29 protein-coding genes are annotated in these 26,911 nt (G+C 60.3%); 16 read left to right on the top strand and 13 right to left on the bottom strand.

The genetic code is table 11. The annotated features are described in order from the left end of the window. The first annotated feature begins 81 nt into the window (after window positions 1–81). A complete protein-coding gene (locus GM658_RS11125; protein ID WP_155454120.1) occupies window positions 82–576 on the top strand; it encodes a TspO/MBR family protein in 495 nt (164 codons plus the stop codon). Here the strand turns inward: GM658_RS11125 and GM658_RS11120 are convergent. The 8 genes from GM658_RS11120 to GM658_RS11085 are packed head-to-tail and all read right to left on the bottom strand — an operon-like array spanning window position 560 to window position 7,285. Beyond that, window positions 560–1,006: a nuclear transport factor 2 family protein gene (locus GM658_RS11120; protein WP_155454119.1), complete on the bottom strand. Its 447-nt coding sequence runs from the start codon at window positions 1,004–1,006 to the stop codon at window positions 560–562. The genes GM658_RS11125 and GM658_RS11120 overlap by 17 nt on opposite strands. Continuing rightward, window positions 1,003–1,779, bottom strand: a complete 777-nt coding sequence (locus GM658_RS11115) for an SDR family NAD(P)-dependent oxidoreductase (protein ID WP_155454118.1) — start codon at window positions 1,777–1,779, stop codon at window positions 1,003–1,005. The genes GM658_RS11120 and GM658_RS11115 overlap by 4 nt, the downstream gene beginning before the upstream one ends. Continuing rightward, a complete protein-coding gene (locus tag GM658_RS11110; protein WP_155454117.1) occupies window positions 1,767–2,300 on the bottom strand; it encodes a DUF3833 domain-containing protein in 534 nt (177 codons plus the stop codon). Before GM658_RS11110 ends, GM658_RS11115 begins: the two co-directional genes overlap by 13 nt. Then, window positions 2,281–3,528 (bottom strand): MFS transporter, encoded by a 1,248-nt coding sequence (locus GM658_RS11105; protein WP_155454116.1) that lies wholly within the window; start codon window positions 3,526–3,528, stop codon window positions 2,281–2,283. Before GM658_RS11105 ends, GM658_RS11110 begins: the two co-directional genes overlap by 20 nt. Continuing rightward, window positions 3,525–4,082, bottom strand: a complete 558-nt coding sequence (locus GM658_RS11100; protein ID WP_229416864.1) for a chalcone isomerase family protein — start codon at window positions 4,080–4,082, stop codon at window positions 3,525–3,527. The genes GM658_RS11105 and GM658_RS11100 overlap by 4 nt, the downstream gene beginning before the upstream one ends. Beyond that, on the bottom strand, window positions 4,042–5,256 hold the full coding sequence (locus GM658_RS11095) for an SAM-dependent methyltransferase (RefSeq protein ID WP_155454115.1): 1,215 nt from the start codon (window positions 5,254–5,256) through the stop codon (window positions 4,042–4,044). Before GM658_RS11095 ends, GM658_RS11100 begins: the two co-directional genes overlap by 41 nt. Then, a complete protein-coding gene (locus GM658_RS11090) occupies window positions 5,256–6,008 on the bottom strand; it encodes a DUF1365 domain-containing protein (RefSeq protein WP_155454114.1) in 753 nt (250 codons plus the stop codon). The genes GM658_RS11095 and GM658_RS11090 overlap by 1 nt, the downstream gene beginning before the upstream one ends. Next, on the bottom strand, window positions 6,005–7,285 hold the full coding sequence (locus GM658_RS11085; protein WP_155454113.1) for an NAD(P)/FAD-dependent oxidoreductase: 1,281 nt from the start codon (window positions 7,283–7,285) through the stop codon (window positions 6,005–6,007). Before GM658_RS11085 ends, GM658_RS11090 begins: the two co-directional genes overlap by 4 nt. A gap of 95 nt (window positions 7,286–7,380) precedes the next feature. Between GM658_RS11085 and GM658_RS11080 the strand changes: the two genes are divergently transcribed. Continuing rightward, window positions 7,381–7,986, top strand: coding sequence for a TetR/AcrR family transcriptional regulator (locus GM658_RS11080; protein ID WP_155454112.1), 606 nt, complete (start codon window positions 7,381–7,383; stop codon window positions 7,984–7,986). A 73-nt stretch (window positions 7,987–8,059) separates the two neighbouring features. Here the strand turns inward: GM658_RS11080 and GM658_RS11075 are convergent, their stop codons facing one another. From GM658_RS11075 to GM658_RS28855, 3 genes are all read right to left on the bottom strand, one after another. Further along, window positions 8,060–8,407 (bottom strand): energy transducer TonB, encoded by a 348-nt coding sequence (locus GM658_RS11075; RefSeq protein WP_155454111.1) that lies wholly within the window; start codon window positions 8,405–8,407, stop codon window positions 8,060–8,062. Window positions 8,408–8,547: 140 nt separating this feature from the next. Further along, window positions 8,548–8,913: a hypothetical protein gene (locus GM658_RS11070; RefSeq protein WP_155454110.1), complete on the bottom strand. Its 366-nt coding sequence runs from the start codon at window positions 8,911–8,913 to the stop codon at window positions 8,548–8,550. A gap of 8 nt (window positions 8,914–8,921) precedes the next feature. Continuing rightward, a complete protein-coding gene (locus GM658_RS28855) occupies window positions 8,922–9,224 on the bottom strand; it encodes a YciI family protein (protein ID WP_170298776.1) in 303 nt (100 codons plus the stop codon). Between the two features lie 121 nt (window positions 9,225–9,345). On the opposite strand from GM658_RS28855, the gene GM658_RS28850 reads away from it, so the two are divergent. The 14 genes from GM658_RS28850 to GM658_RS11000 all read left to right on the top strand — a co-directional run bounded on the left by GM658_RS28850 (window position 9,346) and on the right by GM658_RS11000 (window position 23,764). After that, window positions 9,346–9,561, top strand: a complete 216-nt coding sequence (locus GM658_RS28850) for a hypothetical protein (protein WP_170298775.1) — start codon at window positions 9,346–9,348, stop codon at window positions 9,559–9,561. 122 nt (window positions 9,562–9,683) lie between these two features. Beyond that, complete coding sequence (locus GM658_RS11060) at window positions 9,684–11,438, top strand: glycoside hydrolase family 2 protein (RefSeq protein ID WP_155454108.1); 1,755 nt, start codon at window positions 9,684–9,686, stop codon at window positions 11,436–11,438. A gap of 7 nt (window positions 11,439–11,445) precedes the next feature. Beyond that, window positions 11,446–15,225 carry an FAD-dependent oxidoreductase gene (locus GM658_RS11055; RefSeq protein WP_371865077.1) on the top strand — a complete coding sequence of 1,260 codons (3,780 nt, stop codon included), beginning with the start codon at window positions 11,446–11,448 and terminating at the stop codon, window positions 15,223–15,225. 36 nt (window positions 15,226–15,261) lie between these two features. Continuing rightward, window positions 15,262–16,410, top strand: a complete 1,149-nt coding sequence (gene dgoD, locus GM658_RS11050; protein WP_155454106.1) for a galactonate dehydratase — start codon at window positions 15,262–15,264, stop codon at window positions 16,408–16,410. After that, on the top strand, window positions 16,404–17,294 hold the full coding sequence (locus GM658_RS11045) for a 2-dehydro-3-deoxygalactonokinase (protein ID WP_155454105.1): 891 nt from the start codon (window positions 16,404–16,406) through the stop codon (window positions 17,292–17,294). Before dgoD ends, GM658_RS11045 begins: the two co-directional genes overlap by 7 nt. Further along, a complete protein-coding gene (locus tag GM658_RS11040; protein ID WP_155454104.1) occupies window positions 17,291–17,911 on the top strand; it encodes a 2-dehydro-3-deoxy-6-phosphogalactonate aldolase in 621 nt (206 codons plus the stop codon). The genes GM658_RS11045 and GM658_RS11040 overlap by 4 nt, the downstream gene beginning before the upstream one ends. Beyond that, complete coding sequence (locus GM658_RS11035) at window positions 17,908–18,945, top strand: aldose epimerase family protein (RefSeq protein WP_155454103.1); 1,038 nt, start codon at window positions 17,908–17,910, stop codon at window positions 18,943–18,945. Before GM658_RS11040 ends, GM658_RS11035 begins: the two co-directional genes overlap by 4 nt. Continuing rightward, on the top strand, window positions 18,929–19,783 hold the full coding sequence (locus tag GM658_RS11030) for an SMP-30/gluconolactonase/LRE family protein (RefSeq protein WP_170298774.1): 855 nt from the start codon (window positions 18,929–18,931) through the stop codon (window positions 19,781–19,783). Before GM658_RS11035 ends, GM658_RS11030 begins: the two co-directional genes overlap by 17 nt. A gap of 14 nt (window positions 19,784–19,797) precedes the next feature. Further along, on the top strand, window positions 19,798–20,958 hold the full coding sequence (locus GM658_RS11025; protein ID WP_155454102.1) for a zinc-dependent alcohol dehydrogenase: 1,161 nt from the start codon (window positions 19,798–19,800) through the stop codon (window positions 20,956–20,958). Window positions 20,959–20,989: 31 nt separating this feature from the next. Next, window positions 20,990–21,325: a hypothetical protein gene (locus tag GM658_RS11020; protein ID WP_229416863.1), complete on the top strand. Its 336-nt coding sequence runs from the start codon at window positions 20,990–20,992 to the stop codon at window positions 21,323–21,325. 64 nt (window positions 21,326–21,389) lie between these two features. Beyond that, on the top strand, window positions 21,390–21,893 hold the full coding sequence (locus GM658_RS11015) for a cupredoxin domain-containing protein (protein WP_155454100.1): 504 nt from the start codon (window positions 21,390–21,392) through the stop codon (window positions 21,891–21,893). A 138-nt stretch (window positions 21,894–22,031) separates the two neighbouring features. After that, entirely contained in the window at window positions 22,032–22,253 is a 222-nt protein-coding gene (locus GM658_RS11010; RefSeq protein ID WP_155454099.1) for a tautomerase family protein, read from the top strand. A 91-nt stretch (window positions 22,254–22,344) separates the two neighbouring features. Beyond that, the gene (locus GM658_RS11005; RefSeq protein WP_155454098.1) at window positions 22,345–23,232 is read left to right on the top strand and encodes a LysR family transcriptional regulator; all 888 of its coding nucleotides are present in this window, start codon (window positions 22,345–22,347) and stop codon (window positions 23,230–23,232) included. Window positions 23,233–23,335: 103 nt separating this feature from the next. Then, window positions 23,336–23,764, top strand: a complete 429-nt coding sequence (locus GM658_RS11000) for a (R)-mandelonitrile lyase (protein WP_155454097.1) — start codon at window positions 23,336–23,338, stop codon at window positions 23,762–23,764. On the opposite strand, the gene GM658_RS10995 is transcribed toward GM658_RS11000, so the two are convergent. Together GM658_RS10995 and GM658_RS10990 are read right to left on the bottom strand one after the other, a co-directional pair. After that, a complete protein-coding gene (locus tag GM658_RS10995; RefSeq protein WP_155454096.1) occupies window positions 23,756–24,727 on the bottom strand; it encodes an XdhC family protein in 972 nt (323 codons plus the stop codon). The genes GM658_RS11000 and GM658_RS10995 overlap by 9 nt on opposite strands. After that, window positions 24,727–26,910, bottom strand: coding sequence for a xanthine dehydrogenase family protein molybdopterin-binding subunit (locus tag GM658_RS10990; protein ID WP_155454307.1), 2,184 nt, complete (start codon window positions 26,908–26,910; stop codon window positions 24,727–24,729). The genes GM658_RS10995 and GM658_RS10990 overlap by 1 nt, the downstream gene beginning before the upstream one ends. Window position 26,911 lies beyond the last annotated feature (1 nt).

The following is a 26,911-nucleotide window of genomic DNA, read 5'->3' as shown; positions in this document are numbered from 1 at the left end:
AGCCGGGAAATTCGCGGTTTTTTTCGTTCAAAACCCTCAACGTGCATCTTCAAGGCCACCTAAACATTCGGGGAGTAAGCGATGCTCAACAATGCGCCTAAGAATTCGCCACTGACGGCATTGGTGGTGTCTTTTGTGATTTGTTTTGCCGCAGCGGGGATAGGGGCGCTGGCGACCGCAAATGCGCCGGCATACTACCGGGCTCTTACGCTACCAGGCTGGGCGCCACCGGCATGGGTATTTGGTCCAGTCTGGACGTTGCTTTATTCCTTGATGGCGGTTGCTGCATTCCTGGTGTGGCGTGCATCAGGGTTCCAAAGAAGTCCTGCGCTGACTATGGTATTTGGATTGCAGCTCCTGACAAATTCTCTCTGGAGTTGGCTCTTCTTTTATTGGCAGGTCACAGGTATTGCGCTGCTCGATGTCGCTCTTTTGGACTGCCTGGTGGCCATCATGCTGTCCATGTACTGGCATTTCAGCCGAGGCGCAGCATACCTTACTGCCCCATACCTGGCGTGGATTCTCTTTGCAAGCGCTTTGAATTTCCAGATATGGAGGCTTAATCCATCGGCCTAGGTTTGCCTTGGGACGATGCCGAAAATTTCCCGCGCAAGAAGTGGACCAGTTTCCCAATCAACGGCAGTTTTTCGAACAGCTCTTCGGCCGCATCCCAATAGTCCCGGTGTACCGTCACCAGGCCGTCCGGGCCGAACCAGATGTGTGACGATCCTTCGACCGTGTAGTGTTTGCCGCGTAGATCAAAATCAAAGAGCCACGTGGCGAATCCTTGATCATCCTGGGACATCCGATCCTTGATGATAAACCTAGGATTTTCCGTCACCTCGAACATGTGATCGAAGATTTGCTCAATTGCCTCCGCGCCGCACACGTCGTTGAATGGGTCGCGAAAGCGCGCGTCGGGTGCATAAAATTCGCGGACTCGCTGAACGCTTTCAGGTGTGAGGTTTGCGTACCAGCCCAGGAGTTTGTCGAGATTCGTGGTCATGTCTTAACGAGTTGGCCGATCAGGGCGAAGCGTAATCTATAGGGGAGCATGCGCATCAGCTTTAGCAGCATGGTAAATCGCCACGGGAAGTGTATCTCGAACCGCCCTGACGAAATTCCTTTGAAAATGGACCTGGCGGCGCCTTCAGCCGTCTGCAAGGCCGGCATGTGGAAGTCGTTGCGAGCGGTCAGTTGGGTCCTGACGAAGCCTGGGTTGATCAGGTAGACATCCACACCTTTCGGATGAAGATCGCTGTACAGAATTTCAGCCAGGTTGATCAGCGCTGCCTTAGTCGGGCCGTAGACGCTAGCCTTGGGCAGGCCGATGTAGCCGGCGACGCTCGCAACCAGGGCGATGCCTCCGCTCCCGCGCAGGATCATTTCGGGGAGCACGTTTGCGAGACCGGAGTAAACGCTCCCTACGTTGACGCTCAGGGTCCGATTTGCTCCGCTTGGCGTGACTTCCCAGCTGCGCTCGGGCCTATAGTCGGCCGCGCAGAAAATGACCAGGTCAACGCCTCCAAAACGCTCCCGGATTCCTTGATACGCGAGCGTCCAGGCAGAATCATTGAGCACATCAAGCTGGATTGCCAACGCATTGGCATCCGCGTTGGCGATGTCTTCCAGAGCCTCTATGCGTCGCGCGGAAAGGGCAACCATGGCTCCAGCACGCAGCGCTTCTTGCGCTAACGCCGCGCCGATTCCGCTGGAGGCCCCGACAATCCAGACCCGCTTGTTGTGCCAATCATTGATCGGGCGATTCAAGGGGAACATGAGCGCTTCCTGAACATGAAGGTCACCTGGCCGAACTCGATACCGAACTTTCGCATGCTTGCGCGATTAAGCATCGTGCACGCATCGATCAAATACATCCAGTCGTCAAACTGCATTTCAACTGTGCGCCCGTCGACGGGCAGGAGCAGGGTGTATTGCCAGCGGAATGCGTTGCCGGCAAATTCGCCATGAGCCTGTCCTTTGACGTCGCCCGCCGTGCCTTGCCATCGGCCGTCAGGCAGCCGGCTTAATGTCCAGACCCTGCGGTCGTTGCTTCCATCGCTATTGCGAAACTTTTCATCCAACTGCAAAGTCCCGGCCCCGACTTTGCCTTCAATTTCGACCTTGAAGCGTTTGAGGACTTCGCCGTTTCGGCGCTGGAACATGCCCCATGCGTCTGTCGTTCCGTTGAAGAACTCGGCGACGTCCAGTTTGGGCTGCTCCTTCGCGTACATCTGTACGTCCTGACCTGCGCATCCAGCCAGGGAAAGCAGGATCAGGCTATTCAGAAACTTTTTCATCGGACCTCCACATCAGGCTGATTACGAGCAGTTTGATGACGCACGGCAGTCCCGCATAAAGCGCGACCAGCGGCATGCTCGGGCCGGCGCCCGGCTGGTAGCCCGCATAGGTCAGCAAAGGTAAGCTCAGACCGGTGCATGCGAGGGCAAGCTTTGAAAGCAGGGTGTAGATGCCGAAATACGCACCCGATCCTTCCCCGTCCCGCACGGTTCGTGCGAATAGGACAGGCGGCATCGCCAAATCGGCGCCCAATGCGAATCCTGCTGAAATGCAGACTGCGAAATAGGACCACCTGTCGCCATCACCGAGCAGCGCCGCTCCGCAGAAGGCCAGCACAGCCATTAACATACCCAGGCACCAGCAGCGGGCTGGGCCGGTTCTGGACGCGAGCTTTGTCCAGAATGGCAGGCCACAGACTGCAGAAGCGAAATAGCTCAACAGGAATGCCGGGGCCCAGGCCGGCGATTTGAGCTGATCGCGTATGTAGAACAGCGCAAGCGTCGCCGGCAGCGACATCGCAACCGCGTTGAGGAAATACGGCAGCAGCAGGCCCATGAAGCGGCGGTTCTTCGCCAGCGCTTTAGCGGACTCGAAAAACGGAGGCGTGACATGCTCGGTTTTGCGCCATGCAGGAGCGAATTGAAGAAGCGCATATAGCGACACGGCGAACAGCAACGCAAAGCTCAGGTTGTAGAAACCCATCCCGGTGCTGATCGCATCGATGCCGTTCGCCATGATTGCTGCGGGAATGACGCTTGCCAACATGATCCCGGCGAGGCCGGCTCCTTCGCGCCAGGCAGTGGCGCTCAATAGGGCCTGCGTGCATCCGTTCAGGCTCGCCCCCCACGCAAGGTAGCAAATAGTAATGAAACTATGGGCGCTATAGGTAAGTGCGAGCATTGCCGCCAGCCAGGCGACTGTTGAGCCCCGCCCGGTTGGCGGCAACCATAATCCTGCAAAAGCCAGGACGAATATCGTCGCCGCGGCGATGAGCAGCGGCGCTACCTTTGTGTCCAGGCGGTCAATCCACATGCCCCAGAACGGGTCTTGTGCCGTATCAAATAGCCGCGCTGTGAACAATACCCATCCCAGGGGGGCAAGTCCCATGTCGAGGTTCATTGCGTAATAGGCCGGAATATGGACATAGACTGGAAGCGTCGCCATGGCTAACGGCATACCGAGCAGGCCATATGCCACATACCTGAAGCGCTCTGGTGAGGCAGTCATGGCGACTTCCCCAACAATTGGCTGCGCAATTCCGGGTCACGGCTTTTTTCATTCAGCCAGATATCGAAGAATGCCTTGGCCAACACTGGGTCGCTAATGTCGGCAAGTTGTTTTTCGCCATGGTAAAAGCGCATGCCGTATCCGGGAATGCTCACGCCTGTCAGCTGGTCTCCAGGCTGAACGTCGACAAAAGCACCTTGCAGGAGAGATCTCCAGCGCGTCTGCCCGACTTCGTCGCGTGGGGCGCTTCCGATCCGACGCATTTCATCCATGCTGGTGTTGACCAGCCTGTCGCGGCTAATGCTCCGATAATAGGTAAGCTGCAGCGCAAATTTTGATCCAGGATCGAATGGCTGCCGGTCACCCCATAGGACTGCCCGGTATATCCGAAAGCCTAGCCAACGCATTTCTCCTCTGCCGACAACGAGAGCGTCGGGGACCTCGTCGCGCCATGTGGGCGAAGCCATCGCGTTGCCAAGCAAGACGATGCCCAGGGCGAACGCGATTGTCCTGTTAAACCACGGGCGGCTTGGCGAGAATGAATTGAACGACATTGGTCCGTCCCTCATCAAACGCGGCTTCGCAATAGGCGAAATACATGTGCCAGATGCGCTGGAAATGGTCATCAAATCCCTGCGCGGTGATGTGCTGGCGCATCGCCGTACATTGCTTATCCCAGCGGCGCAAAGTCTCGGCGTAGTCCGGTCCGAACGGGAAGACATCCTGGGTCGCCAGGTTCGCTTGCGCAGCATGCTGGATGAAACGCTCAACGCTGGGGAGCATCCCTCCAGGGAAGATATATTGTTGGATGAAGTCTGTGCTGCTGCGATATCGCGGGAAGTAGCGTTCGCCAATCGTGATCGATTGCACCAGTGCTTTGCCGCCAGGGCGCAACCGGCGCGCTACCGCCTTGAAATAGTCGGGCCAGTATTTTTCGCCGACGGCTTCAAACATTTCGATGGATACGACCGCGTCGTACTCCCCGGTGATGTCACGGTAATCGCGCAGTTCCAGTTCAACCAGTTCGGCGAGGCCGTGCTGTTCGATGCGTTCCGTCGCATGCGTCAGCTGGGCGTTGGAAATGGTCAGGCCGTGTACCCGGATCCCTTGTTTTGCAGCGTGTTCAGCGAAACCACCCCAGCCGCAGCCGATTTCCAGCACCCGGTCGCCTGAACGCAGGCCAAGGGTATCGATGATGCGCTGGTATTTCCTGCGCTGGCCTTCTTGCAGCGAGAGACTGTAGTCGCCGTCGAATAATGCGCTGGAATAGGTCCAGCTTGGATCGAGCCACAGTGCGTAAAAAGCGTTCCCCAGATCGTAATGTGCGTGAATATTGCGTTTGCTTCCTTCGCGCGTGTTGGCGCGCAGGAGGTGGCGCAGCCGGTACCAGCACTGCGCAATCGCACCGCCGAACAGCGCCGGCTCGAGTGCCTCCTCGTTGCGTATCGCCACGCGAAGCAAGGCTGTCAGGTCGGGCGACTCTATCCAGCGCGCCGCATATGCTTCCGCGAAGCCGATGTCCCCCGCGCGCAGGATGCGGCTGCAGGCCCGCCAGTCATGGATCTTCAGCGTGGCGCCGAAGGGCATGTGCGCGTCGCCAAACACCATGTGCGTCTCGTCTGGCGTGACCAGCGTCAGGTGGCCGGTGCGGATTCGGCTGAGAAGAGACAGGAATAGCTTGGCACCGGTCGGTGCTGCCAGCTGGCGGATTGTCAGAGCGTGGTTCATCACAGGAGGTCCTCAGTTAAGGTCCGTTTGCTTGCTGGAGGATTTTTGCCGTGGAAAGGGACGCCCTTGAGCCAGAGCCGCAATGCCTGCCAATGGATGCGGGCGATAATTCCGATGCACTGCAGCGGCTGGCTGGCCAGTGCTTTGAGCAATTCGGCGTCGCCCAACGCGGCCGTTTTTCCTGCTACCGCCGTCTTCAACACCAGTCCATCTGTGTCGCAGTAGTCAATGCGTGTCTGCTGGGCCGTCGAATCGATGTGGAAGCGAAAACGGTATTCGCCCTCGATTCTGCAAAATGGCGAAACGTGCAGCTCTTTTGCGCATGCGGCTTGTCCCGTATTGGCATCGATCCGGAGCAGGTACGACTGGTGGCCGCCGAAGGTGTTGTTCACTTCTGCCAGCACCGCTCGCAAATTGCCCTGGGCGTCGTGGCAATGGAAGAAGCTGACCGGATTGAAAACGTAGCCCAGGATACGCGGAAAAGTTTGCAGCCAGATATCGCCATCGGCCGCTATAGCGTGGCTGCGGAGCAGGGCGCGCATCCATTCTTCCAGATTGGATTCGTCACGCGGTCCATAGTCGCCCGTCCGTACGGATACCAGGCGCTTGCGGTTGACGCCAAACCACCTCGTATTCGCTTCCTCAAGCCGGGCAAGATTCAGGCGAACGAAAAACACCGGATACGTGAACTTGTGCCGCCTGGGACGAAGGCGTTCATGCATCACATGGCCACGAATGAGTTGGGCGATCATGGCAGCACAGCCCAGGAAGGCGCTGCATCAAAAGCACCGGCTACCCTCAATGCCGACTTGAGGCCGTCTTCGTGGAACCCATAGCCGGTCCAGGCGCCTGCGTACCATACACGGCCATGCCCCTGGATTTCCTGCAGTCGGTCCTGGGCATTGATTGTTGCCTGGTCCATGATGGGGTGTTCATATTCGAACCTGGCCAGGACTTTGCTCGCTTCCGGCGGATGGTGCGGATTGAGCGTCACCACGACTGGCGTCTCGAACGGCAAGCTTTGTAATCGGTTCAGCCAATAACTCACGCAAACGGGACGTTGGCCGTCTACTTTTGCTCCCGACAGGTAATTCCAGGAAGACCACAGCTTGCGCTGACGCGGCATCAACGTTTCATCGGTGTGCAGCCAGGCTGTGTTGGGCTGATATCGAACAGCGCCCAGGATCTCGCGTTCAAGCGGCCCCGCGTCTTCCAGCAGCGCCAGAGAAGCGGGCGCATGGGTCGCGAGAACGACCGCGTCGAACCTTTCCTCGCCGCCGGCGGCGGTCACGGTCGCATGGTTGGCGCTGCGGGTGATCGCATGGACTGGCGTGTTAAGCCGATAGTCCGAAAGTGAGCTTGCAATGCGTTTGACGTATTCTCGTGCGCCGCCTTGTACCGTTCTCCATTGAGGACGATCGTTTATTTGCAATAGCGCGTGATTCAGGCAAAAGCGAAGGAAGGTCGCGGCAGGGAACTTTAGTATGTCAGCAGGGGTACTGGACCAGATCGCAGCGGCCATCGGCAGCAGATACGCATCGCGGAACAGCGGGCCGTAGCTATTTTCCTGCAGTAACTGGCCCAAGGTGAGCGCATTGCCGTGCACCTCGCCAAGGAATCGCTGGGAGTTGCGATTGAAATGGAGGATATTGAGCACCATGCGAATGAAGGAAGGCGATAGCATCCGCAGACGTTGGGCGAACAAGGTGTCAAGACTGGTGCCAGCCCATTCCAGCGCCCCTTCGTCCATGGACACGGCAAAGGACATATCGCTTGCGATATTGCTTACGCCAAGCTCGTGCAGCAGGTGAATGAAGTTGGGGTAGGTGCGCTCGTTATAGACCAGGAATCCGGTGTCGACGCTGCATGTCGTTCCCTCGAGCGTTACGTCCACTGTATTCGTATGGCCACCCAGATAGTTTCCTGCCTCGTAGAGGACTACTTCATGGCGCCGGCTCAGGAAATAGGCGGAGGCGAGTCCGGAAATTCCGGCGCCGATTACGGCAATGCGTTGGCGTATTGGGTTCATGTTTGCGCGGAGGTTGTCGTGCTCGTCTCTACTGGTGTGCTAATATTACTACTAACAAATAACAAAAGCTACTGATTAGTAGCGAAAATTTACTCATGAGTATCCTGTCGAAATTTAGCTTTAAAGATCAAGCGTTTAAGCTTCGCGAGAATGCCATCCTGGACGCTGCGACGAGCGTCCTCGGCAGCAAAGGCTACGACTTGATGACGATGGATGATGTCGCCGGGGCGGTGGGGATTTCCAAGCCGAGCCTGTACAAGCACTTCAAATCCAAAGAAGAGCTTGTCGGCGAGGCGATGGTTCGATTGCTGGAAGGTGCGATCGAACAGATCGCCGGGCTTGATCCGGCGCTCAACCCGCGTGAGAAATTGATGGCGCTTCTTGAATGGGCGCTACGGGTGCGGCTGGCAGGAGGGCTGCCATTCCTGCCTTCCACCAGTCCACATGTGCGCGAGATGTTGATGCGCAATTTCAAGTACATGACCCGTGTGCTGAAGCTGAACCGCCAGCTCGAAGGCTTGGTAAAGCAAGCTCAAAAGGAAGAACTTCTCAACGCTGATTTGCCGGCCGACGTTATCCTGTTCAGCTACTACGCGCGAACCTGCGATCCTTCGGTAGAGTATCTGCAGAAATTCAGCAAGATGAGTGATGACGCGATCGTTAAGAACATGCTGCAAGTTGCATTCGACGGATTCAAGTAATCAGCTTTGATATCGAACCCGGCCAACACGAAAGATCCTCGCCTCGGCGGAGATTTTTCGTTGAGGAGGTGGTTCAATTCACAACCCATTCGTATTGCACAGTGGTCCAGCCCGGCGCGCGGCTGCTGTCTTTGGCTGTGGTCCCGAACTTGCAGTTGGCACTGGCGCGAAGCGAGGCCTTGTCCAGCTCACGGTAGCCGCTGGAACCGACTACTTTTTTCTCCTTCACTGAACCGTCAGCGCCCACCAGCAAGGCCAGGCGGACGGTGCCTTCGACACCGTCATCGATCCATGCCGCCGGGTAGTCGGGAGTGCCGCAGCTGTCGGATTTCGGGACCGCGGTCGTTTCGGCGGCGTTGGCGGCGAACCCGGTCATCGACAGGGTGAAAGCGATTACAACGGCGTGCAATTGACCAATCATGATGAGCTCCAGTAGCAGGTTGAGTTTGAAAACTTCGCTTGGGTGAGCTCAATATACTGCGCTGCAGCATATGATGAAAATTTATTTATAGAATCCTCATCATTCATGTTGTGAATAGCTTGGCAAAGGTTCCGGTAAGCTCAAGCCAGCTTGAAGCGAACCTTGATGTCCTGATCAAAGGCGAAGGCGGCGCACAGGCGATGGAATCCATCGGCGATCACCAGGGGTTTACCGTGCTCTCCACAGACGAGCAGGATCGGTGAAAACCGGCGCCCTCGTTTGATATCCTTGTTCTGCTTTTCCCAATCGAATGCTTTGACTTCAGCCATCGGTGTGTGGGAAGCGCGCAAAATGTCGCGTGCGGCGCACTGTTGGACCTTGGTCCGTTTCAGGCGCGTGGTCAGCGCCGCGGCTCCCTTGCGCCCGAATTGGAAGTGCAGGTAGGCATTGGCGGCAGCGTAGTCCTTCGCTTTCGGTTTCTTCGACCATTTGAGCGCGCCGCCCATCTCTCCTCCTAGGCAAGGTGAGCTATCTCGAGCGAGCCGTGCTCGTCGAAGATGGGACAACGTTCCGCCAATGCGACAGCGTCGTTGAAATCTTCCGCTGCGAGAACAGAGTAGCCAGCAAGCGAGCTGCTCGATGATTTGGGGCCTGCAAGACGCGTATCGATGTCGACGCTGGCATGTGTCAGGCTTCCGCGGTCGAGCACATTTGCTCCAAGTGATTCGAACCAGTTCGTCCAGCGCTGTGCGTCATGTTTGCCAGCATCAGGGGAGCCGCTTGGGCTGCCGCGATAAACTAAAAGAAACTTCTCCATATCGCCTCCTTCGTTTGTTCCATTTCCGATGTTAGCTACTCGCTTGACGTTCAGACGCACCGTTGCCGCGTTGGCGTTGATTCGGGCGTGGATGTAGCATCGCGCTGGAAAGGGAGGCGCGATGTCAACGTGGTTCAGGGCCAATCTGCGCAATGATGTATTGACTGCTGCCGTCATCGATCACGGCCTGGCAATGCAAGGTATCGCTGGACCTGTGGCCGCTTACAACTTCCTTTTGCAGCAGCGCGTTCCGATTGCCATCATCTGTCGCGTGATGGCATGCCCACGGGAACGCCGCCAGGCGGGCGTCGTGGGAATTGCGCCAGCGTCGCGTTAGCCCATATGTTGTAAGGCGCGCTTCAATGCCCGTTTTATTTGCCCGTTCGTATCGTGAGCGCACTGAAGTAGGTGCGCTGTTACGATGGCCCATCGAAAAAATAGAATCGGGCAGGGGAGAAAATGGGCCAGTTCGAATATCCACGGCCGCAGCTTGTGCGCGAGCAATGGCAGTCGCTGAACGGCGAGTGGGACTTTGAGTTCGATGACGAGCATCAGTTCAGCTTGCCTTCCGATCCGATTCCATGGTCGCGCCGAATCCAGGTTCCATTTGCGCCTGAAGCCGCTGCGAGCGGCATTGGCGATACCGGCTTCCATTCGGCCTGCTGGTATCGCTGCCGCTTCACGGTAGAAGAGCGAGGCCCGCGCACTTTGCTGCACTTCGGCGCAGTGGATTATCAGGCGCGCGTGTGGATCAACAACCATATGGTTGCCGAGCACGAAGGCGGCCATACTTCCTTTACTGCCGACATCACCGACGAACTCATCGACGGTGAGCAGACCCTGGTTGTGTATGTCGAAGACGACCCGGCCGACCTCGCCAAGCCGCGCGGAAAACAGGATTGGCAGCGCGAGCCGCATTCGATCTGGTACCCCCGTACGACCGGCATCTGGCAATCCGTCTGGCTGGAAAATGTCGCGGCAACCTATATTCGCCGCCTGCGCTGGACGCCGATTTTCGACGGTTATGAATTGGGCTGCGAGGTGCTGGCCGGCGGCGATGCCTGTTCCGGCCTGGCGGTCGAAGTCAGGGTATGGCATGGCGAAAAACTGCTGGCCGCCGACAGCTATCTGCTGGTGGGCCAGGAGGCCAACCGCAAGATCGCCTTGTCCGATCCCGGCATCGACGATTCCCGCAACGAAATCCTTTGGAGCCCCGAGCGGCCGACCCTGCTTGATGCAGAACTGACCCTGTATAGCGGCGACCGGGTTCTCGATCGGGTGCGTTCCTATACTGCGATGCGCTCGGTGTCGATCAACCGCGACCGTTTCATGCTCAACGGCCGGCCCTATCATTTGCGCCTGGTGCTCGACCAGGGTTATTGGGTGGACAGCCTGATGACAGCGCCGTCGGACAATGACTTGCGGCGTGATGTCGAGCTGGCAAAGGCGATGGGCTTCAACGGCGTGCGCAAGCACCAGAAGATCGAAGATCCGCGCTACCTGTACTGGGCCGACCGCCTGGGCCTGCTGGTATGGGAAGAAATGCCGTCCGCCTATGCATTTACGGCGCGCGCCATGACGCGGCTGGTGCATGAATGGACGGAGGCGATCGAGCGCGACTACAGCCATCCCAGCCTGATTGTCTGGGTGCCGTTCAACGAATCATGGGGCGTACCCAACCTGACGGCGGTGCAGGCGCACCGCAACGCGGTGGAAGCCTTGTACCACCTGACGCGCATGCTCGATCCGACCAGGCCCGTCATCGGCAATGATGGCTGGGAAGCGTCGGCCACCGATATCCTCGGCATCCATGATTATGATCCGGATCCCGACAAGGTCCGCCAGCGCTATGAGGTCACCGACCCGGTGCGTACCCTGTTCGACCAGCGCCGCCCCGGCGGCCGCATCCTGACGCTGGATGGTTTCCCGCATCGGGGCCAACCCATCGTGCTGACGGAGTTCGGCGGCATTGCCTTCGATCCCAATGCGCCAGCGCACCATACCTGGGGCTATTCCCGGCAGAACACGGCCGAATCTTTCCTGGAACATTACCGCGCCTTGCTGAAAGTGGTGAACGAGACGGTCATGTTCAGCGGTTTTTGCTATACGCAGTTCGCCGATACATTCCAGGAGACCAACGGCCTGCTGAATGCGGACCGCACGCCCAAGATTCCACTCGATCAAATCAGCGCCGCCACGCGCAACGTCAGCTAGGTGCGCCGTGCTGAAACCACCGTGCCATCCATTCCAAACCTTCTGGCAGGTCGGCTACGAAGGTGCGGACCATGTCAACCACGCGGGCCAGCCGCAGGATATGAACCGGGTGACTGGCCATTTGCAGCGCGCGCGGCAGGATTATGCGCTGCTGTCGCAGTTCGGTATCCGGACCGTACGCGAGTCGATCGGCTGGCGTCTGGTGGAGCGTGATGGACAGTTCGACTTTTCGCCTTTGCTGCCGCGGCTGGAAGCGGCGCGCGAGCTTGGCTTGCAGACTTGCTGGACTTTTTGCCACTACGGCTGGCCGGAAGACGTCGACATCTACAGCGACGATTTCGTTCCCAGGTTCGTCCGTTTCTGCCAGGCGAGCGCAAGCTTCCTTGCGCCATGGCTCGGTGAAGAACCAGTCTATTCGCCGATGAACGAGTTGTCGTTCACCGCATGGGGCTTGTCGGTGCATATGTTCCGTTGCCTGAACATGTATCACGAGCAGGCGGGCGAGCTGGGCAAGCGGCAGCTGGTCCGCGCTTCGGTCGCCGCCATCGATGCCATTCGCGAGATCACGCCGGGCGCGCGCTTCTTCCAATGCGATCCATTGATCCACGTGATTGCGCCCAATGACCGGCCGGACTGGGCGCCGCAAGCGGCAGGCTGGAGCGCGTCCCAATTTGAAGCACTTGACATGCTGTGCGGCCGGATCGAGCCCGAACTGGGCGGACACCCGCGCTACGTTGACCTGGTCGGCGGCAATTATTACCACAGCAACCAATGGGAGAGCGGCACCAATATGCGCCTGTGGTGGCACCTGGACGACCCGCGCCGGCGCCCACTGCATGACATCCTGTTGGAACTTCATCAGCGATACGGCCGCCCAGTGCTGTTGGCTGAAACCAGTCACGTCGGCAGCGGCCGCGGGGCCTGGATACGTGAAATGGCGGAGCAAGTCGCCATGGCGCACGAACAAGGGGCACAGATGTGTGGGATCTGCCTGTATCCGGCAATCGACCGCCCCGACTGGGATAACGCAGACCACTGGCACCGCAGCGGCCTGTGGGATATGGACCGTGACGGTCCTGACCCACTGGCCCGGGTGCTTGTCGCTCCTTATGCCAGCGCGCTGCGCCAATCGATTCGGCTGACCGACAGCCTTTGCCTATCCGAGGAGAATACTATGCAAACCCTGATCGTTTTCTGCCACCTGCGCTGGGATTTCGTATTCCAGCGCCCGCAGCACCTGCTCACGCGCCTGGCGAAGCATTACAAGGTGATGTTTGTCGAGGAGCCGGTGTACGAGGAGGGGCCTGCACACATGGTGTTGTCCCACCCGGCGCCCAACCTGACAGTCTGCCAGCCCCATACGCCATCGCAGGCGCATGGTTTCCATGACGACCAGATCCCGTTGTTGCAGCCGCTTGTTGCGGACCTGGCGCCCGACGGCGAAGAGGTACTGGTGTGGTTCTATACGCCGATGGCGCTGCCCCTGCTGCAAGCGCTGCATCCCTCGCTGGTGATGTATGACTGCATGGATGAGCTGAGCGCATTCAAGAATCCACCCAAGCAGCTGCTGCAGCGCGAAACCGCCTTGCTCAATATTGCCGACCTGGTATTCACTGGCGGCCCGAGCCTCTACGAGGCAAAGCGCACCCGCCATGCCAATGCGCATTGCTTCCCAAGCAGCGTCGATGCGGTGCATTTTGCACAGGCACTTGACCGCAGCAATGGCCACCCGCTGCATACCGGAATTGGACGCCCCCGGCTCGGATTTTTTGGCGTCATCGATGAGCGCTTCGATGCTGCGCTGATCGCCGACATCGCCGACGCGCACCCTGAATGGCAGGTCGTGCTGGTCGGGCCCATCGTGAAGATTGATCCGGCTTCGCTGCCGCAGCGGCAGAATGTGCACTACCTCGGCCAGCAGTCCTACAAGGCGCTGCCGCACTTCCTGGCAGGCTGGGATGTGTGCCTGCTGCCGTTTTCCCTGAATGAGGCGACGCGTTTCATCAGCCCGACCAAAGTCCTGGAATATATGGCGGCCGAGCTGCCCATTGTCAGCACGGCGATCCGCGATGTGGAACAACCCTACGGAAACATCGTCGCGATCGGCCATGACCACAATGAATTCATCGCCCACTGCGAAGCCGCTCTGGCGCAAACACCGGAACAGACGGCCGCCATGGCCAGCGCCATGCGGGAGGTGGTGGAAAACACCTCGTGGGACAGCACTGCCGACCGGATGCAGGAACTGATGGCGCATACGCCGCCGGGCGGCAAGGCCGCGCGGCTTGCCGGGAAAGGCGCTGACGGCGACGCTGCGGCGCCGGCCGATGCGCCAGGCAAGGTCAATTCCTTGCGTACTTCGCCAGGCAGCCAGCTATATGGCAGCATCGTGATCGGCGGCGGTCCGACCGGTCTGTCCGCGGCCTACCATATCGGCACCGACAACCTGCTGCTGGAGCGCAACGCAAGCGTGGGCGGCTGGTGCCGTTCGATCCAGGATGGCGGCTTTACCTTCGACCATGCCGGACACATCATGTTTTCCAACGATCCTTATGTGCTGGACCTGTACGACAAGCTGCTTGGCGATAACCAGCACTGGCAGATGCGCGAGGCCTGGGTGTACAGCAAAGAGGTGTACACGCGCTATCCCTTCCAGGCATCCCTGAACGGACTGCCGCCCGAAGTCATCAAGGAGTGCATCCTCGGTGCGATCGAAGCCCGCTATGGCGATGCTTCCGGCGCGCCGTCGTGCCCAAGCCCGGATGCGGAGGATTGCTGTGCCGACGGCGGCGCCGAAGCGGTGCGCGCCAGCGCGCTGGCGCGCAAGGAGGAAACACAAAGCTTCGAGGACTTCATCTACAAGGTGTGGGGAGCCGGGATCGCCAAGCACTTCGCCATTCCCTACAACCGCAAGCTGTGGACCGTACCGTTGAGCGAGATGGAGACCTCCTGGCTGGGCGGGCGGGTGCCCCTGCCTAACCTGGCAGAAATCATTGAGGGGGCGCTGCGGCCGGTGCCGCGCCCGATGGGGCCCAATGCCCGCTTCGGCTATCCGAAACGCGGCGGTTTCCAATCATTGATGAACGGCTTTTTGCCGCTGATACGCGGGAAGATTGAACTGAATGCCGAAGTCGCCCAGGTGCTGCCGGAGGAACACCGCGTTACGCTGGCCGACGGCCGCCGTTTCGAGTATGAGAAGCTGGTCAGCACCATGCCGCTGCCGGAACTGGTGAGGCTTATCGGCAACGCTGCGCCGCAATCGGTACGCGAGGCGGCGCGCGGCTTGCGGCACATCTCGATCCGCTGCGTGAACATTGGTGTCGCCCGCAGTGATGTCTCGGATAAGCACTGGATCTACTATCCGGAAGATACCATCTTCCACCGCATCTTCGTGCAGGGCAACGCCAGCCCGGAATGCAATGCACCGGGTGGTTTCGGTTTCACTTGCGAGATTTCATACTCGCCGCTGAAGCCCTTGCCGCTGGATGGCGAAGCGCTCATCCAGCGCTGCATTGACGACGCCATCAAGGTTGGTTTCATCCGCGCCGACGACCGGATCCTGGTCGCCAACCAGGTCGACATGCCGGTGGCGTATGTGGTCTATGACCACCAGCGGGCGCATAACGTGGCCGTCGTGCGGGAGTGGCTCGCGCAGCATGACATCCATCTCGCGGGCCGATACAGCGAATGGGAATACTACAACTCGGATCATGCTTTCCTGGCCGGCAAGCGGGCCGCCGAGCAGGTCATGCGCGAGCGCGGACGGGCTGCGCCGCGCGCTTCGTAAGGCGGTCAATGGAAGGCACAAGCTGGCGGAGTGGCCATGAAAATATCCAAGCTAAGCACTTACCGCGTGCCGCCGCGCTGGATGTTCCTCAAGATCGACACGGACGAGGGCATCTGCGGCTGGGGCGAACCGGTCATCGAAGGCCGCGCGCGGACGGTTGAAGCTGCCGTGCATGAGCTGGCGGAATTGCTGGTCGGGCGCGATCCGGCCCGTATCAACGACCTGTGGCAAGCCATGTACCGTGGCGGCTTCTACCGGGGCGGCGCCGTGTTCATGAGCGCGATCGCCGGTATCGACCAGGCCTTGTGGGACATCAAGGGCAAGGCGCTCGGCGTGCCGGTCTACCAGCTGCTGGGCGGGCTGGTGCGTGAGCGGATGAAGATTTACAGCTGGGTAGGCGGCGACCGCCCGGCCGATATCGTGGCCGGCATACAGAAATTGCAAGCGCTCGGCCTGAACACCTTCAAGATGAACGGCACCGAAGAACTGGGGATGCTGGACAGCGCAAAAGCGCTCGATGCCGCCGTCGAGCGGATCGCCGGCATACGCTCCGCGTTCGGACACGACATCGAATTCGGCATCGACTTCCACGGCCGGGTGGCCTGGCCCATGGCCAAGCCGCTGCTGCGCGAGCTGGAGCCCTACCGGCCCTTGTTTGTGGAAGAGCCGGTGCTGGCCGAACAGTCGGAGTATTACCGCAGGCTGAGCGACATGACGAGCATTCCCCTTGCCGCCGGCGAGCGCATGTATTCCCGCTTTGAATTCAAGCGCGTCCTCGAGCATGGTGGCCTGGCCATCCTGCAGCCGGACCTGTCGCATGCGGGCGGCATCAGCGAATGCATGCGCATTGCTTCCATGGCCGAGGCGTACGACGTGGCGCTGGCCCCGCATTGCCCGCTGGGTCCGGTTGCCCTCGCAGCCTGCCTGCAAGTGGACTTTGCCTCCTACAACGCGGTACTGCAGGAGCAGAGCATGGGCATCCACTATAACCAGGGCGCGGAGCTGCTGGATTATGTGCACAATGGCGGCGATTTCTCCATGGATGGCGGCTATATCGAGCCCTTGCCCTTGCCGGGCCTGGGTGTGAACGTCAACGAAGAACGGGTCATCGAAGCGAGCCGAGCGGTGCAGGACTGGCGCAATCCGCTCTGGCGTCATGCCGATGGCAGCGTGGCCGAATGGTAGATACTGCATGCCTGCTCGGAATCGACTGGGGGACCAGTAACCGGCGCGCTTACGTCATCAGTGCCGGCGGGCAGTGCCTGCACAAGCACGAAGATGCCCAAGGCGCGCTGGCGGTCGACGGCCACTTTCCCGAGTCGCTGAGGGCCTTGCGCGAACTGCTCGGCGTTGATGCACTGGTGCCTGTGGTCATGTCGGGCATGGTGGGCAGCGCCATGGGCTGGCAGGAAGTCGCTTACCTCGACAGCAGCGTGGCGCTGGGACGGCTGCCGGAAACGCTGGTCCCGGTCTCGGGCGCCCCTGGCTGCTATATCGTGCCGGGATATTGCCACCGCAGCCACGGGGGAGTCGACGTGATGCGCGGCGAGGAGACGCAACTGCTTGGCGCGGTCGCGCTGCAGCACGGCGATGGCTGGTACGTATTGCCGGGCACCCACAGCAAGTGGGTCGAGCTGAACAGCGGGGTAATCCAATGCCTGTCGACCTATATCACCGGTGAGCTGTTCGCCGCTTTGCGCCGCGGCGGCACGCTGGCGCCGCTGATGGATGGCGGCGAAGATGACGCGGCGCTACGGGAAGGGGCAGGGCGGGCGCTGGACGGGGAAGCGCTGTCCCACACCTTGTTCGAGGCGAGGGCGCGGGTGGTGGCGGGCGATGCGCCGGCGTCTGCAACGCGCTCCTATGTCAGCGGCCTGCTGATAGGCACCGAGTTTGCAGCGCGGCGAGAAGGCAGCGAAGGTGAAATGCCAGCCTTGCACCTGCTTGCGGCCGAGGGGCTGGAGACGCCTTACCTGCAAGTGGCGCAAATGCTCGGCTACTCCACACATCTGATCAATCCGGACCAGGCATATTGCGCCGCCCTGGCTCGTTTCGTGGAGGTGTTATGAGCTTGAATATCGATGAATTCCAGCCACCGATGGTGGCGATCCTGCGCGGCTTGAGCGCAGTCGAAGCGCCGGCGGTCGCCGAGGTGCTTTTCGCTTGCGGCTTCCGCTTGCTGGAAGTCCCATTGAACCGGCCTGGCGCCCTCGAATGCATTTCAATCATCAACAGCCTGAAGCCGCCCGATGCCTTGGTCGGCGGCGGCACCATGCTGACGGTGGGAGACGTGGAACTGGTACGCCAGCATGGCGGACGCATCATGGTCGCGCCCAATTTCAACGCTGACGTCATACGCCACGCCAAGGACTTGGACATGCTCGCCGTGCCAGGCGTCGCTACGCCGACTGAGGCGCTCGCGGCGCTCGCTGCCGGGGCCGATGCAATCAAATGGTTTCCGGCCGAAGCCTTGGGCCTTGCCGGCCTGCGCAGCGTGAAAACGATCCTGCCGGGGGGCGCCCGTGTCTGGCCGGTCGGCGGCGTCAGCGCCGGCAATCTTCGCGATTGGCGGCTGGCCGGCGCCGACGGCTTTGGGATCGGCGGACGGCTTTATGAGCCGGGTGTGACGCTGTCGGAGCTGGAAGGAAGAGCGCGCGAGCTGATCGCTGCCTGGAGGACGGGATGAAGCCATCCGTTTCAGAAGCGCCATTTGGCAAACTCGCGGACGGAAGCCCCATCACGGAGTTTTCCCTGGATAACGGCGCCGGCATGGTGCTGGGCGTGCTCAATTACGGCTGCATCATCCGGCGCTGGACGGTGACGCCTGCCGACGGACGCGCGGTCGGCCTGGTGCTGGGATTCGACACTGCCGAGGAATACGAGCGCGACCGAACTTATAGGGGAGCACTGGTGGGCCGTTTCGCGAACCGGATCGCAGGTGGCCGCTTCGAACTGGATGGAGCGGTCTTCCAGCTTAGCCAGAACGAGGGACCGCATCACCTGCATGGTGGGCGGTGCGGATTTCACAAGCGCTTATGGCAGGCCAGTCCGAGCGTCGAAGAAGACCGGGCGCGCGTCAACCTTTACCGCCTGAGCCTTGCGGGCGAAGAGGGTTACCCTGGAAACCTGCTGGTAATGGTGACTTATGAGCTGCTGGCCTCGGGCGCCTTACGCTGTTTCTATCAGGCGGTCTCGGATGGGGCGACACCGGTCAGCATCAGCCAGCACAGCTACTTCAACCTTGCTGGCAAGGGCGATGTGCTGTCCCATGAACTGTATATCGATGCCGAGTATTACCTCCCGGTTCGCGATGACCTGATACCGGTCGGCGGTGCGGCGGCGGTGACCGGCGGGCCGTTTGACTTCCGCCAGCCGCGAAAAATTGGAGACGCTTTGCTTGCCGATGACTCGCAGCTGAAGCTGGCCGGCGGATACGACCATAATTTTGTGCTGACCGGAATTCCCGGGCCGCAAGCCATCCTCGCCGACCCCGGATCAGGACGCAGGCTGGACATCTATACCGACTGTCCGGGCTTGCAGTTCTACAGCGGACAGTACATGGATGTGCCGCACGCCGGCCTGTGCCTTGAGCCACAGCAGTTTCCCGACGCGCCCAACCACGCGTCGTTTCCCTCGCTGATTTGCAGGCCGGGCGAGCCGTGCTCCATGTCGACACTGTATGTTGTGAATCAGGGAGGAGGCCGTGGAGCTGATTATTGATGCTCAAAACGTGCTGGGCGAATGCGCGCTCTGGTGCGACAGGAAACAGTGTCTTTGGTGGACGGACATCCTGGGAAGGGCGTTGTGGCGGTTCACGCCATCTACCGGCGAAACCAAGGCGTGGGACATGCCGGAACGGTTGGCGTCTTTCGCACTGACCCACAACGATGACCGCCTTTTGCTCGGCCTGGAGAGCCGCCTGGCCTGGTTCAACCTTGTGGACAAGGAAGTCCTGACAATCGCGGAAGTGGAGGCTGACGTGCCGGAGGTGAGGCTGAATGACGGCCGCTGCGACCGGCAAGGGCGATTTGTCTTCGGCACGATGAACGAAGCGATAGGCCGTGCCCCGATCGGCAAATTCTTCCGGCTCGGTCACGACCTGAAGCTGGAGCAGCTTCCCTTGAAGCCGGTTGCCATTGCCAACAGCATCTGCTTCAGTCCTGACGGCGGGATCATGTACTTCTGCGATTCCTTATCCGGGGCCATTCGCTGTTGCGACTATGGTGAGGAGATTTCCGGGGAACGGGAATTTGCGATTTTGCCGCCTGGCTGCGGTGAGCCCGATGGCTCCCTGGTCGATGCCGACGGATTTCTTTGGAACGCGGAGTGGGGCGCAGGACGCGTCGTGCGCTACCGTCCCGATGGCAGCATAGAGCGTGCTATCGCGGTACCGGTCAGCCAGCCTACCTGTCCTGTGTTTGGCGGTCCCATGCTGGACGAATTGTTTGTCACCAGCGCACTTGTCGACCTGATGGCCAGGGAGCCCTATGCGGGTGGCGTTTTTTCAATGCGCGTGACGGATGCAGTTGGCTTGCCCGAATCGCGGTTTGGCAGCTGATTTCAGGAGGTCCTATGCGCGCGCTTGTCTACCATTCAGCACATGATGTGAAAGTCGAAACGGTACCGGATCCCATCATCCAGGAACCTGACGACATCATTCTCCAGGTCACGGCTACAGCTATCTGCGGGTCCGACCTGCACCTGTACCGGGGCAAGGTTCCCGGCATGAAGGAAGGCGATATCCTGGGCCATGAATTCATGGGCGTGGTGGTGGACGCCGGGCCGGCGGTGAGCAAGCTGAAGAAGGGCGACCGTGTCGTCGTGCCGTTCGTCATCGCCTGCGGCAATTGCTTCTTCTGCGATATGCAGCTGTACTCTGCCTGTGAGACGACGAACCCCGACCGCGGCTCGATCATGAACAAGAAGTCGCTGCGCTCAGGTGCGGCCTTGTTTGGATTCAGCCATCTGTATGGCGGCGTACCAGGCGGACAGGCCGAATATGTTCGCGTGCCCAAGGCTAATGTCGGACCGATCAGGATTCCGGACATTCTGGAAGATGAAAAGGTGTTGTTCCTTAGCGATATCCTGCCGACGGGATACCAGGCTGTGCTGAACGCCGGCGTGGGCCAGGGTTCTTCGATTGCGATCTTCGGCGCCGGTCCTGTCGGCCAAATGGCAGCGGCTTGCGCGCGGATGCTGGGTGTCGACACCATCTTCATGGTGGACCATCATCCCTACCGGCTGGAATTCGCGCGCGCAACCTGGAACGTGGTTCCCATCAACTTCGATGAAGTGGATGCTGCGGAAGTCATCATCGAGCACACGCGCCGGCGAGGCGTCGACGCCGCCATTGATGCTGTCGGCTTTGAAGCGAAGGGCAGTGCGGTGGAAACCACCTTGGCGACACTGAAGCTGGAGGGCAGCAGCGGCAAGGCTTTGCGTCAATGTATCGCAGCGGTGAGGCGTGGCGGTATCGTCAGCGTTCCAGGTGTCTACGCGGGATTCATCCATGGCTTTTTGTTCGGCGATGTCTTTGAAAAGGGGATTGGTTTCAAGACTGGCCAAACCCATGTGCAAAGGTTCATGCCTGAGCTGCTGTCATTGATCGAAGACGGGCGGCTGAACCCGGATGTGATCATCTCCCACCGCTTACCGCTCGAACAGGCGGCCGAGGGCTACAAGATTTTTGATCAAAAGGTCGACGCCTGCCGCAAGGTCGTTCTCCGGACATGAAGGCATCAAGTGGTGTAAAATTGTTGCCCTAATGGACCAAATATCCTCGCCTCGGCGGGGATTTTTCATTTGCGGCTCCGATTTTTGCGAAATTCACACCTTTGTTGAAATAGTCATGGAAAAGCCTGTCAAGACCCCCCGGGAAGCGCTCAAACTGATCACCGCCACATGGCGTCGAGCGAAGCCGTTTTTCGCCAGTATTGAAGTGTGGTTGATGGTTGTGGTGGCCGCCGCCATTGTAGGCGGCGTTTTCCTCGCGGCCATGGGGGATGCGCGCTGTCTGCTGGCAATCGGCTTTGCGGTTGGCTACCTGGTGGCACGCCCCGTATTGCATGCTAAAGGTATTCTCAGCTGGCCCTTCCTCTGAGAGCTTGACCTTCCTACAATGGTAACCCCGATAGTTGGCTCACCCGCAAACTATTGGAGAGAAAATGAAAAAGCTGAATGGCGCGATCTTGGCCTTGATGGCAGGGCTGATACCTGTTTCGAATTCGCTCGCTCAGGATCAGCCGGAGCATTCGCACGCTGTACATCAGCATGAAGGCCACCATGACTCGAGTCAGCTGGTCGGCAAACCTGGCGATCCAAGAAAGATCTCGCGCAGCGTCAATGTCGACATGAACGATTCGATGCGCTTCGCACCGGGCTCCATTGCGGTCAAGGCCGGAGAAGTGATCCGCTTTGTCGTCAAGAATTCCGGCAAGGTGAAACATGAAATGGTGATTGGCACTGCCGCTGAATTGAAGGAACACGCGCAAGCCATGGCGAAGTTTCCCAATATGGAGCATGACGAACCGAACCAGGTGACGCTGGAGCCGGGCAAGACCGGCTCTATCGTTTGGCAGTTCGATAAAGCGGGTAAGGTCGATTTTGCTTGCCTTCAGCCAGGGCATTTCGAAGCTGGCATGAAGGGGCAGGTTGTGGTTTCGCACTGACCGCCTGGGCCGAACGACGCACGCGCATTAATGAATCCTGCTCATAGGCTTATGCAGCGGTCAATGACTACATTCAACGCGCTTGCCTGGCTATAGTGAGTGCATCTTGATCGTTTGGCGCCGTCAAAGGAGAGCACTATGCCGCACGTCGTCGTGAAATTATGGCCGGGGAAGACCTCGCAACAGAAACAGCAGCTGGCCGATGCCATCGCCAGTGATGTGATGTCCATCATGCACTGCGGCGAGGAGTCGGTGTCGGTGGGTTTCGAGGAAGTCCCGGCCAAAGATTGGACCGAAAAGGTATATCGGCCCGAAATCAAGGCAAATTGGGCGCAGCTGTATAAAAAGCCCGGCTACTGATACAGTCAGGCAAGCAGGCGTTACCTGAATGCAGACTGGATCTCGTCCAGCTTGCTATCCTCGGCCCCCCGGGCGGCAAGAACTCTTCGCCATGCCAAGAATCGATTTCAACCACCTGCAAGCATTTATCTTGGTTGCGCGCGAGCGCAGCTTCACGCGCGCCGCTGCGCAGCTGGGTGTATCGCAATCGGCGCTGAGCCATACGATACGCGGGCTGGAAACGAAGCTTGGCGTGCGCCTGCTCAGCCGCACCACACGCGGCGTGTCGCCGACCGAAGCGGGCGATCGCTTGTACGCTTCGCTGGAGCCGCACTTTGACGGCATAGATGCGGGGCTGCTTGACTTGAGTGAAATGCGAGAAAAGCCCAGCGGCACCATACGCATTTCGGCGCACGACCATTCCGCCAGCACCATCCTGTGGCCAAAGCTTTCGAAGCTGCTGGCGGATTACCCGGACATCAATATTGAGATCAACATCAATTACGGCATGATCGATATCGTCGCTGAACGCTTCGACGCCGGCGTGCGCTTGGGTGACCAGGTGGCGAAGGACATGATCGCCGTGCGTATCTCGCCGGACGTGAAAATGGCTGTGGTGTGTGCGCCGTCATACCTCGGCAAGTACAAGGCGCCGACCACGCCCAGGGATTTGACCGGGCATAACTGCATCAATATGCGCTTGCCGACCCATGGCGGGATCTACGCCTGGGAGTTCGCCAAGGATGGGCAGGCGCTTGACGTGCAGGTGAGCGGCCAGGCGATCTTCAACACCACGCCGCAGAAGGTGCAGGCGGCACTGGATGGCGCCGGGCTGGCTTTCGTGCCGAATGACCTGGTGAGTGGCCATGTTGCTGCCGGCCGGCTGGTGCATGTTCTGGAAGACTGGTGCCCGGCTTTTCCTGGCTACCACCTGTATTACCCGAGCCGCCGCCAAGCTTCGCCCGCGTTTTCCCTCGTGCTGGACGCGTTGCGCGCCTGAGCCGTTGATGAATCGAGCTCATGACGGTATTGCGCCGTACACGGCTACATTCATGGCGCCTGCAGCACTACACTGGATTCCATCGAAACGAAAGGAATCCATCATGGAATTGAAACGCGCAGGATCGCAGCCTTCTGTCAAAGGCCCAGAACAGTTCTTTACCGGCGATGTACGCATCGATCCCGTCAACTCGGCGCCACCGCCATCGCGGGTGACGGCGGCCAGCGTGACTTTTGAACCGGGCGCGCGCTCGGCATGGCATACCCACCCACTTGGGCAGACGCTGATCGTTACCGCGGGGTGCGGCTGGACCCAGTGCGAAGGGGAGGCCAAGGTCGAGATTCGCGCGGGCGATGTGGTTTGGTGCCCGCCGGGTCATAAGCATTGGCATGGCGCCACCGCCACGACTTTTATGACGCATATCGCGGTACAGGAAGCCCTGGATGGCGTTGTCGTGGTGTGGATGGAAAAAGTGAGTGACGAAGATTATCTGAGTGCGCTCGGCGAAGCGCACGCGCACCAGTCAAAGTAAAGCTTGGCGCAGGGCGATCGGCGCGCCGTGGCGGACAGCGGTCATTTCCGCCACGATTGCCACGGCGATTTCTGGCGGCGTGTGGCTGCCGATGGGCAGTCCGATCGGACCGTGCAGGCGCGCCAGGTCTTCGGCCGAGAAGTCGAAGTGCTGCGCCAGGCGCTCGCGCCGTTTGCTGTCGTTCAGACGCGAGCCGACCGCTCCGACATAAAAGGCGGGCGAACGCAGCGCTTCCAATAACAGCATATCGTCCAGTTTGGGATCATGCGTCAGGGCGACCACGGCGCAGCGCGAGTCTGCATTCATTGCCAGGAAGGCGTCGTCGGGCATCGTGCTGACCAGCTTCGTGCCCGGAACGCGCCATTCGGCGCCGTACTCATTGCGCGGCTCGCAGATGGTGATGTCGTAGTCCAGTGCCTGCGCGATTTGCGCCAGGTAGTAGGAAATCTGCCCTGCGCCGACGATGAATAGGCGCCATTGCGGGCCGTGGATAATGCGCAGCTGCTGGCCGTCCCAGCCCAATGCATCGCCGCGCTGGGCGGCGCGCAAGGCGGTAACGCCGCTTGCCAGGTCCACTTCCCGCAAGGTCAGTTCTCCGCGCGCCAAGCTCTGGGCTAGTTCGTCCAGTTGCGCGGCATCCGGCTGCGGCTCGACCACGAGCTGCAAGGCGCCGCCACAGGGCAGGCCAAAGCGCGCGGCTTCGTCCTGCGTGACGCCGTAGTCCAGGCTGAACGGCCAGCGCTCGCCAAGCCGGCTTTCCCGCATGCGGTCGATGATGTCGTCTTCCACGCAGCCGCCCGACACGGAGCCGACGGTCATGCCATCATCTCGTACCACCAGCCATGAGCCGGCGGGACGCGGCGCCGAACCCCAGGTATGTGCCACTGTTACCAGGGCATAGCGCCGCCCTTCGGCCGCCCATCGGCGGGCGGCATCCAGGACCTGCAAATCAACGCTCTTCATCAGGCCTTCAGCTCCTCCGTGCCGATCGGAAGGCTGCGTACCCGCTTCCCGGTCGCGGCGGCAAGTGCATTGGCCAGGGCTGGCGCCAGTGGCGGCACGCCTGGTTCGCCGATGCCGCTAGGCTTTTCAGCTGAAGGGACGATGTGCACCTCCACTTTGGGCATTTCGTTGATGCGGATCGGCGCGTAGTCGTGGAAGTTGGATTGTTCCACTGCGCCGTCCTTCAGCGTAATCGCTCCGTGCAAAGCGGCAGACAAGGCGAAGCCCACGCCGCCTTCCAGCTGCGCGCGTACGATGTCGGGATTGACGACGATGCCGCAGTCGACGGCACATACAACGCGGTCGACGCTGAAGCTGCCGTCTGCGCTGACAGTGACCTCGGCCACTTCGGCCACATAGGTGCCGAAAGCTTCATGCACGGCGATGCCGCGGCCACGGCGCGTTCCGGCCTGGCCTGCAGGCAAGGGCTGGCCCCATCCGGCCTTTTCAGCCGCGAGTTTGAGAACGCCCGCGTGGCGCGGATGCTTGCCGAGCAGTGCGAGTCGGTAGGCCACAGGGTCTTTCCCGGCGCTGCCCGCCAGTTCGTCGATAAACGTCTCGGTGGAATAGGCCGTATGTGTCGAACCCACCGAGCGCCACCAGTGCACTGGAACGGGATTGCCGGTCGGCGTGTGCAGTTCGACGCGCAATGCTGGGATGCCATAGGGAAGATTGGCTGCGCCCTCGACGGACACCGCATCGATGCCGTCCTTGACCATCATGCCTTCAAATACCGTGCCTGCAAGGATCGATTGCCCTACCAGGCGATGGCGCCAGGCAGCCGGCATGCCATCGGCGCCCAGCGATGCTTCCAGCGCATGGTGGAAAGCAGGGCGGTAGTAGCCGCCTTTCATGTCGTCCTCGCGCAGCCAGACCATCTTGATCGGCGCACGGGACTTGCTGGCCCGGGCGATCTGCACCGCTTCCAGCACATAGTCCGCGTCCTTGCTGGCGCGCCGGCCAAAGCTGCCGCCGGCATAGAGCATGTTGATCTTCACCTTTTCCGGCGGCAGGCCAAGCAGTGCGGCGATCGATGGCTGGTCGATGGACTGGAACTGGGCGCCGTACCACAACTCGCATTCTTTCTCACCGATGCGCACGACGCAGTTCAGCGGCTCCATCGCTGCGTGGGCGAGGTAGGGGAAGTCGTAGACGGCACGCAGCACGCGGCCCGACTGGGCGAGGGCGGTGTCGGCATCGCCCTGGCTGTGGGCGACTCGGCCCGGTTGCTGCGCCAGCTCACGATATTGCGCAAGGAGATCATTGCTTCCCAGCTTGAACGCTCTGGATTCGTCCCAGACGATCTTGAGGGCGTCGCGGCCTTTTTTTGCGCTCCAGGTATCGTGTGCCAGTACGGCGACGCCAGTAGGGATCTGCACCACGTCCACGACGCCTTTGATCGCTTTGGCCCTGCTGGCGTCGAAGGATTTGACGGTGGCGCCAAAGCGCGGCGGGTGGGCGACGACGGCAGTCAGCATGCCGGGCAGTTGCACGTCCTGGGTGAATTGTGCGCGGCCGTTCACTTTGTCCGCGCTGTCCTTGCGAGGCGCACGCTTGCCGATCAGCTTGAAGTCCTGGGCCGGCTTCAACGTCACGTCCGTCGGCACTGGCAGCAATGCTGCTGCCGGCGCCAGTTCTCCGAATGTCGCCTTGCATGCCCCGTGCGAGATGACACCTTCGCTGACGCTGATCTCGCTGGCCGGTACCTTCCATTGCGCGGCGGCGGCCGATACCAGCATGGCGCGCGCACTGGCGCCAGCTTTGCGCATTTGCTCCCAGGAGTTGGCAATGGCGGTACTGCCGCCGGTGCCCTGGAACGGCCCGAAAGCCAGGTTGTTGTAGCGGCGGGCGTCGGCTGGCGCGCCTTCCACGCGGACCTGTGGCCAGGCCGCGTCAAGTTCTTCCACCACCAGTGTGGCCAGCCCGGTGTAGGCGCCTTGGCCCATTTCCACGTGCTTGGCGATGACGGTGACCATGCCGTCCGTTCCGATGCGGATGAAAGCGTTCGGCTCGAATTCAGCTGCGGCGGGTGCGGCGGCTTGGGTGCCGGGCAGGTAAATGGCCAGCGTCAGGCCGGCAGCGGCTTGCAGTGCACCGCGCAGGAAGTCGCGGCGGCTGCCGTTTTCAATGCGTGAGTTAGTCATA

The organism is Massilia eburnea, from assembly GCF_009720745.1.
Classification (GTDB): Bacteria; Pseudomonadota; Gammaproteobacteria; order Burkholderiales; family Burkholderiaceae_D; genus Rugamonas; species Rugamonas eburnea.
Note: the sequence above shows the minus strand (reverse complement) of the source record. Positions and strands in the feature narration are given on the sequence as shown.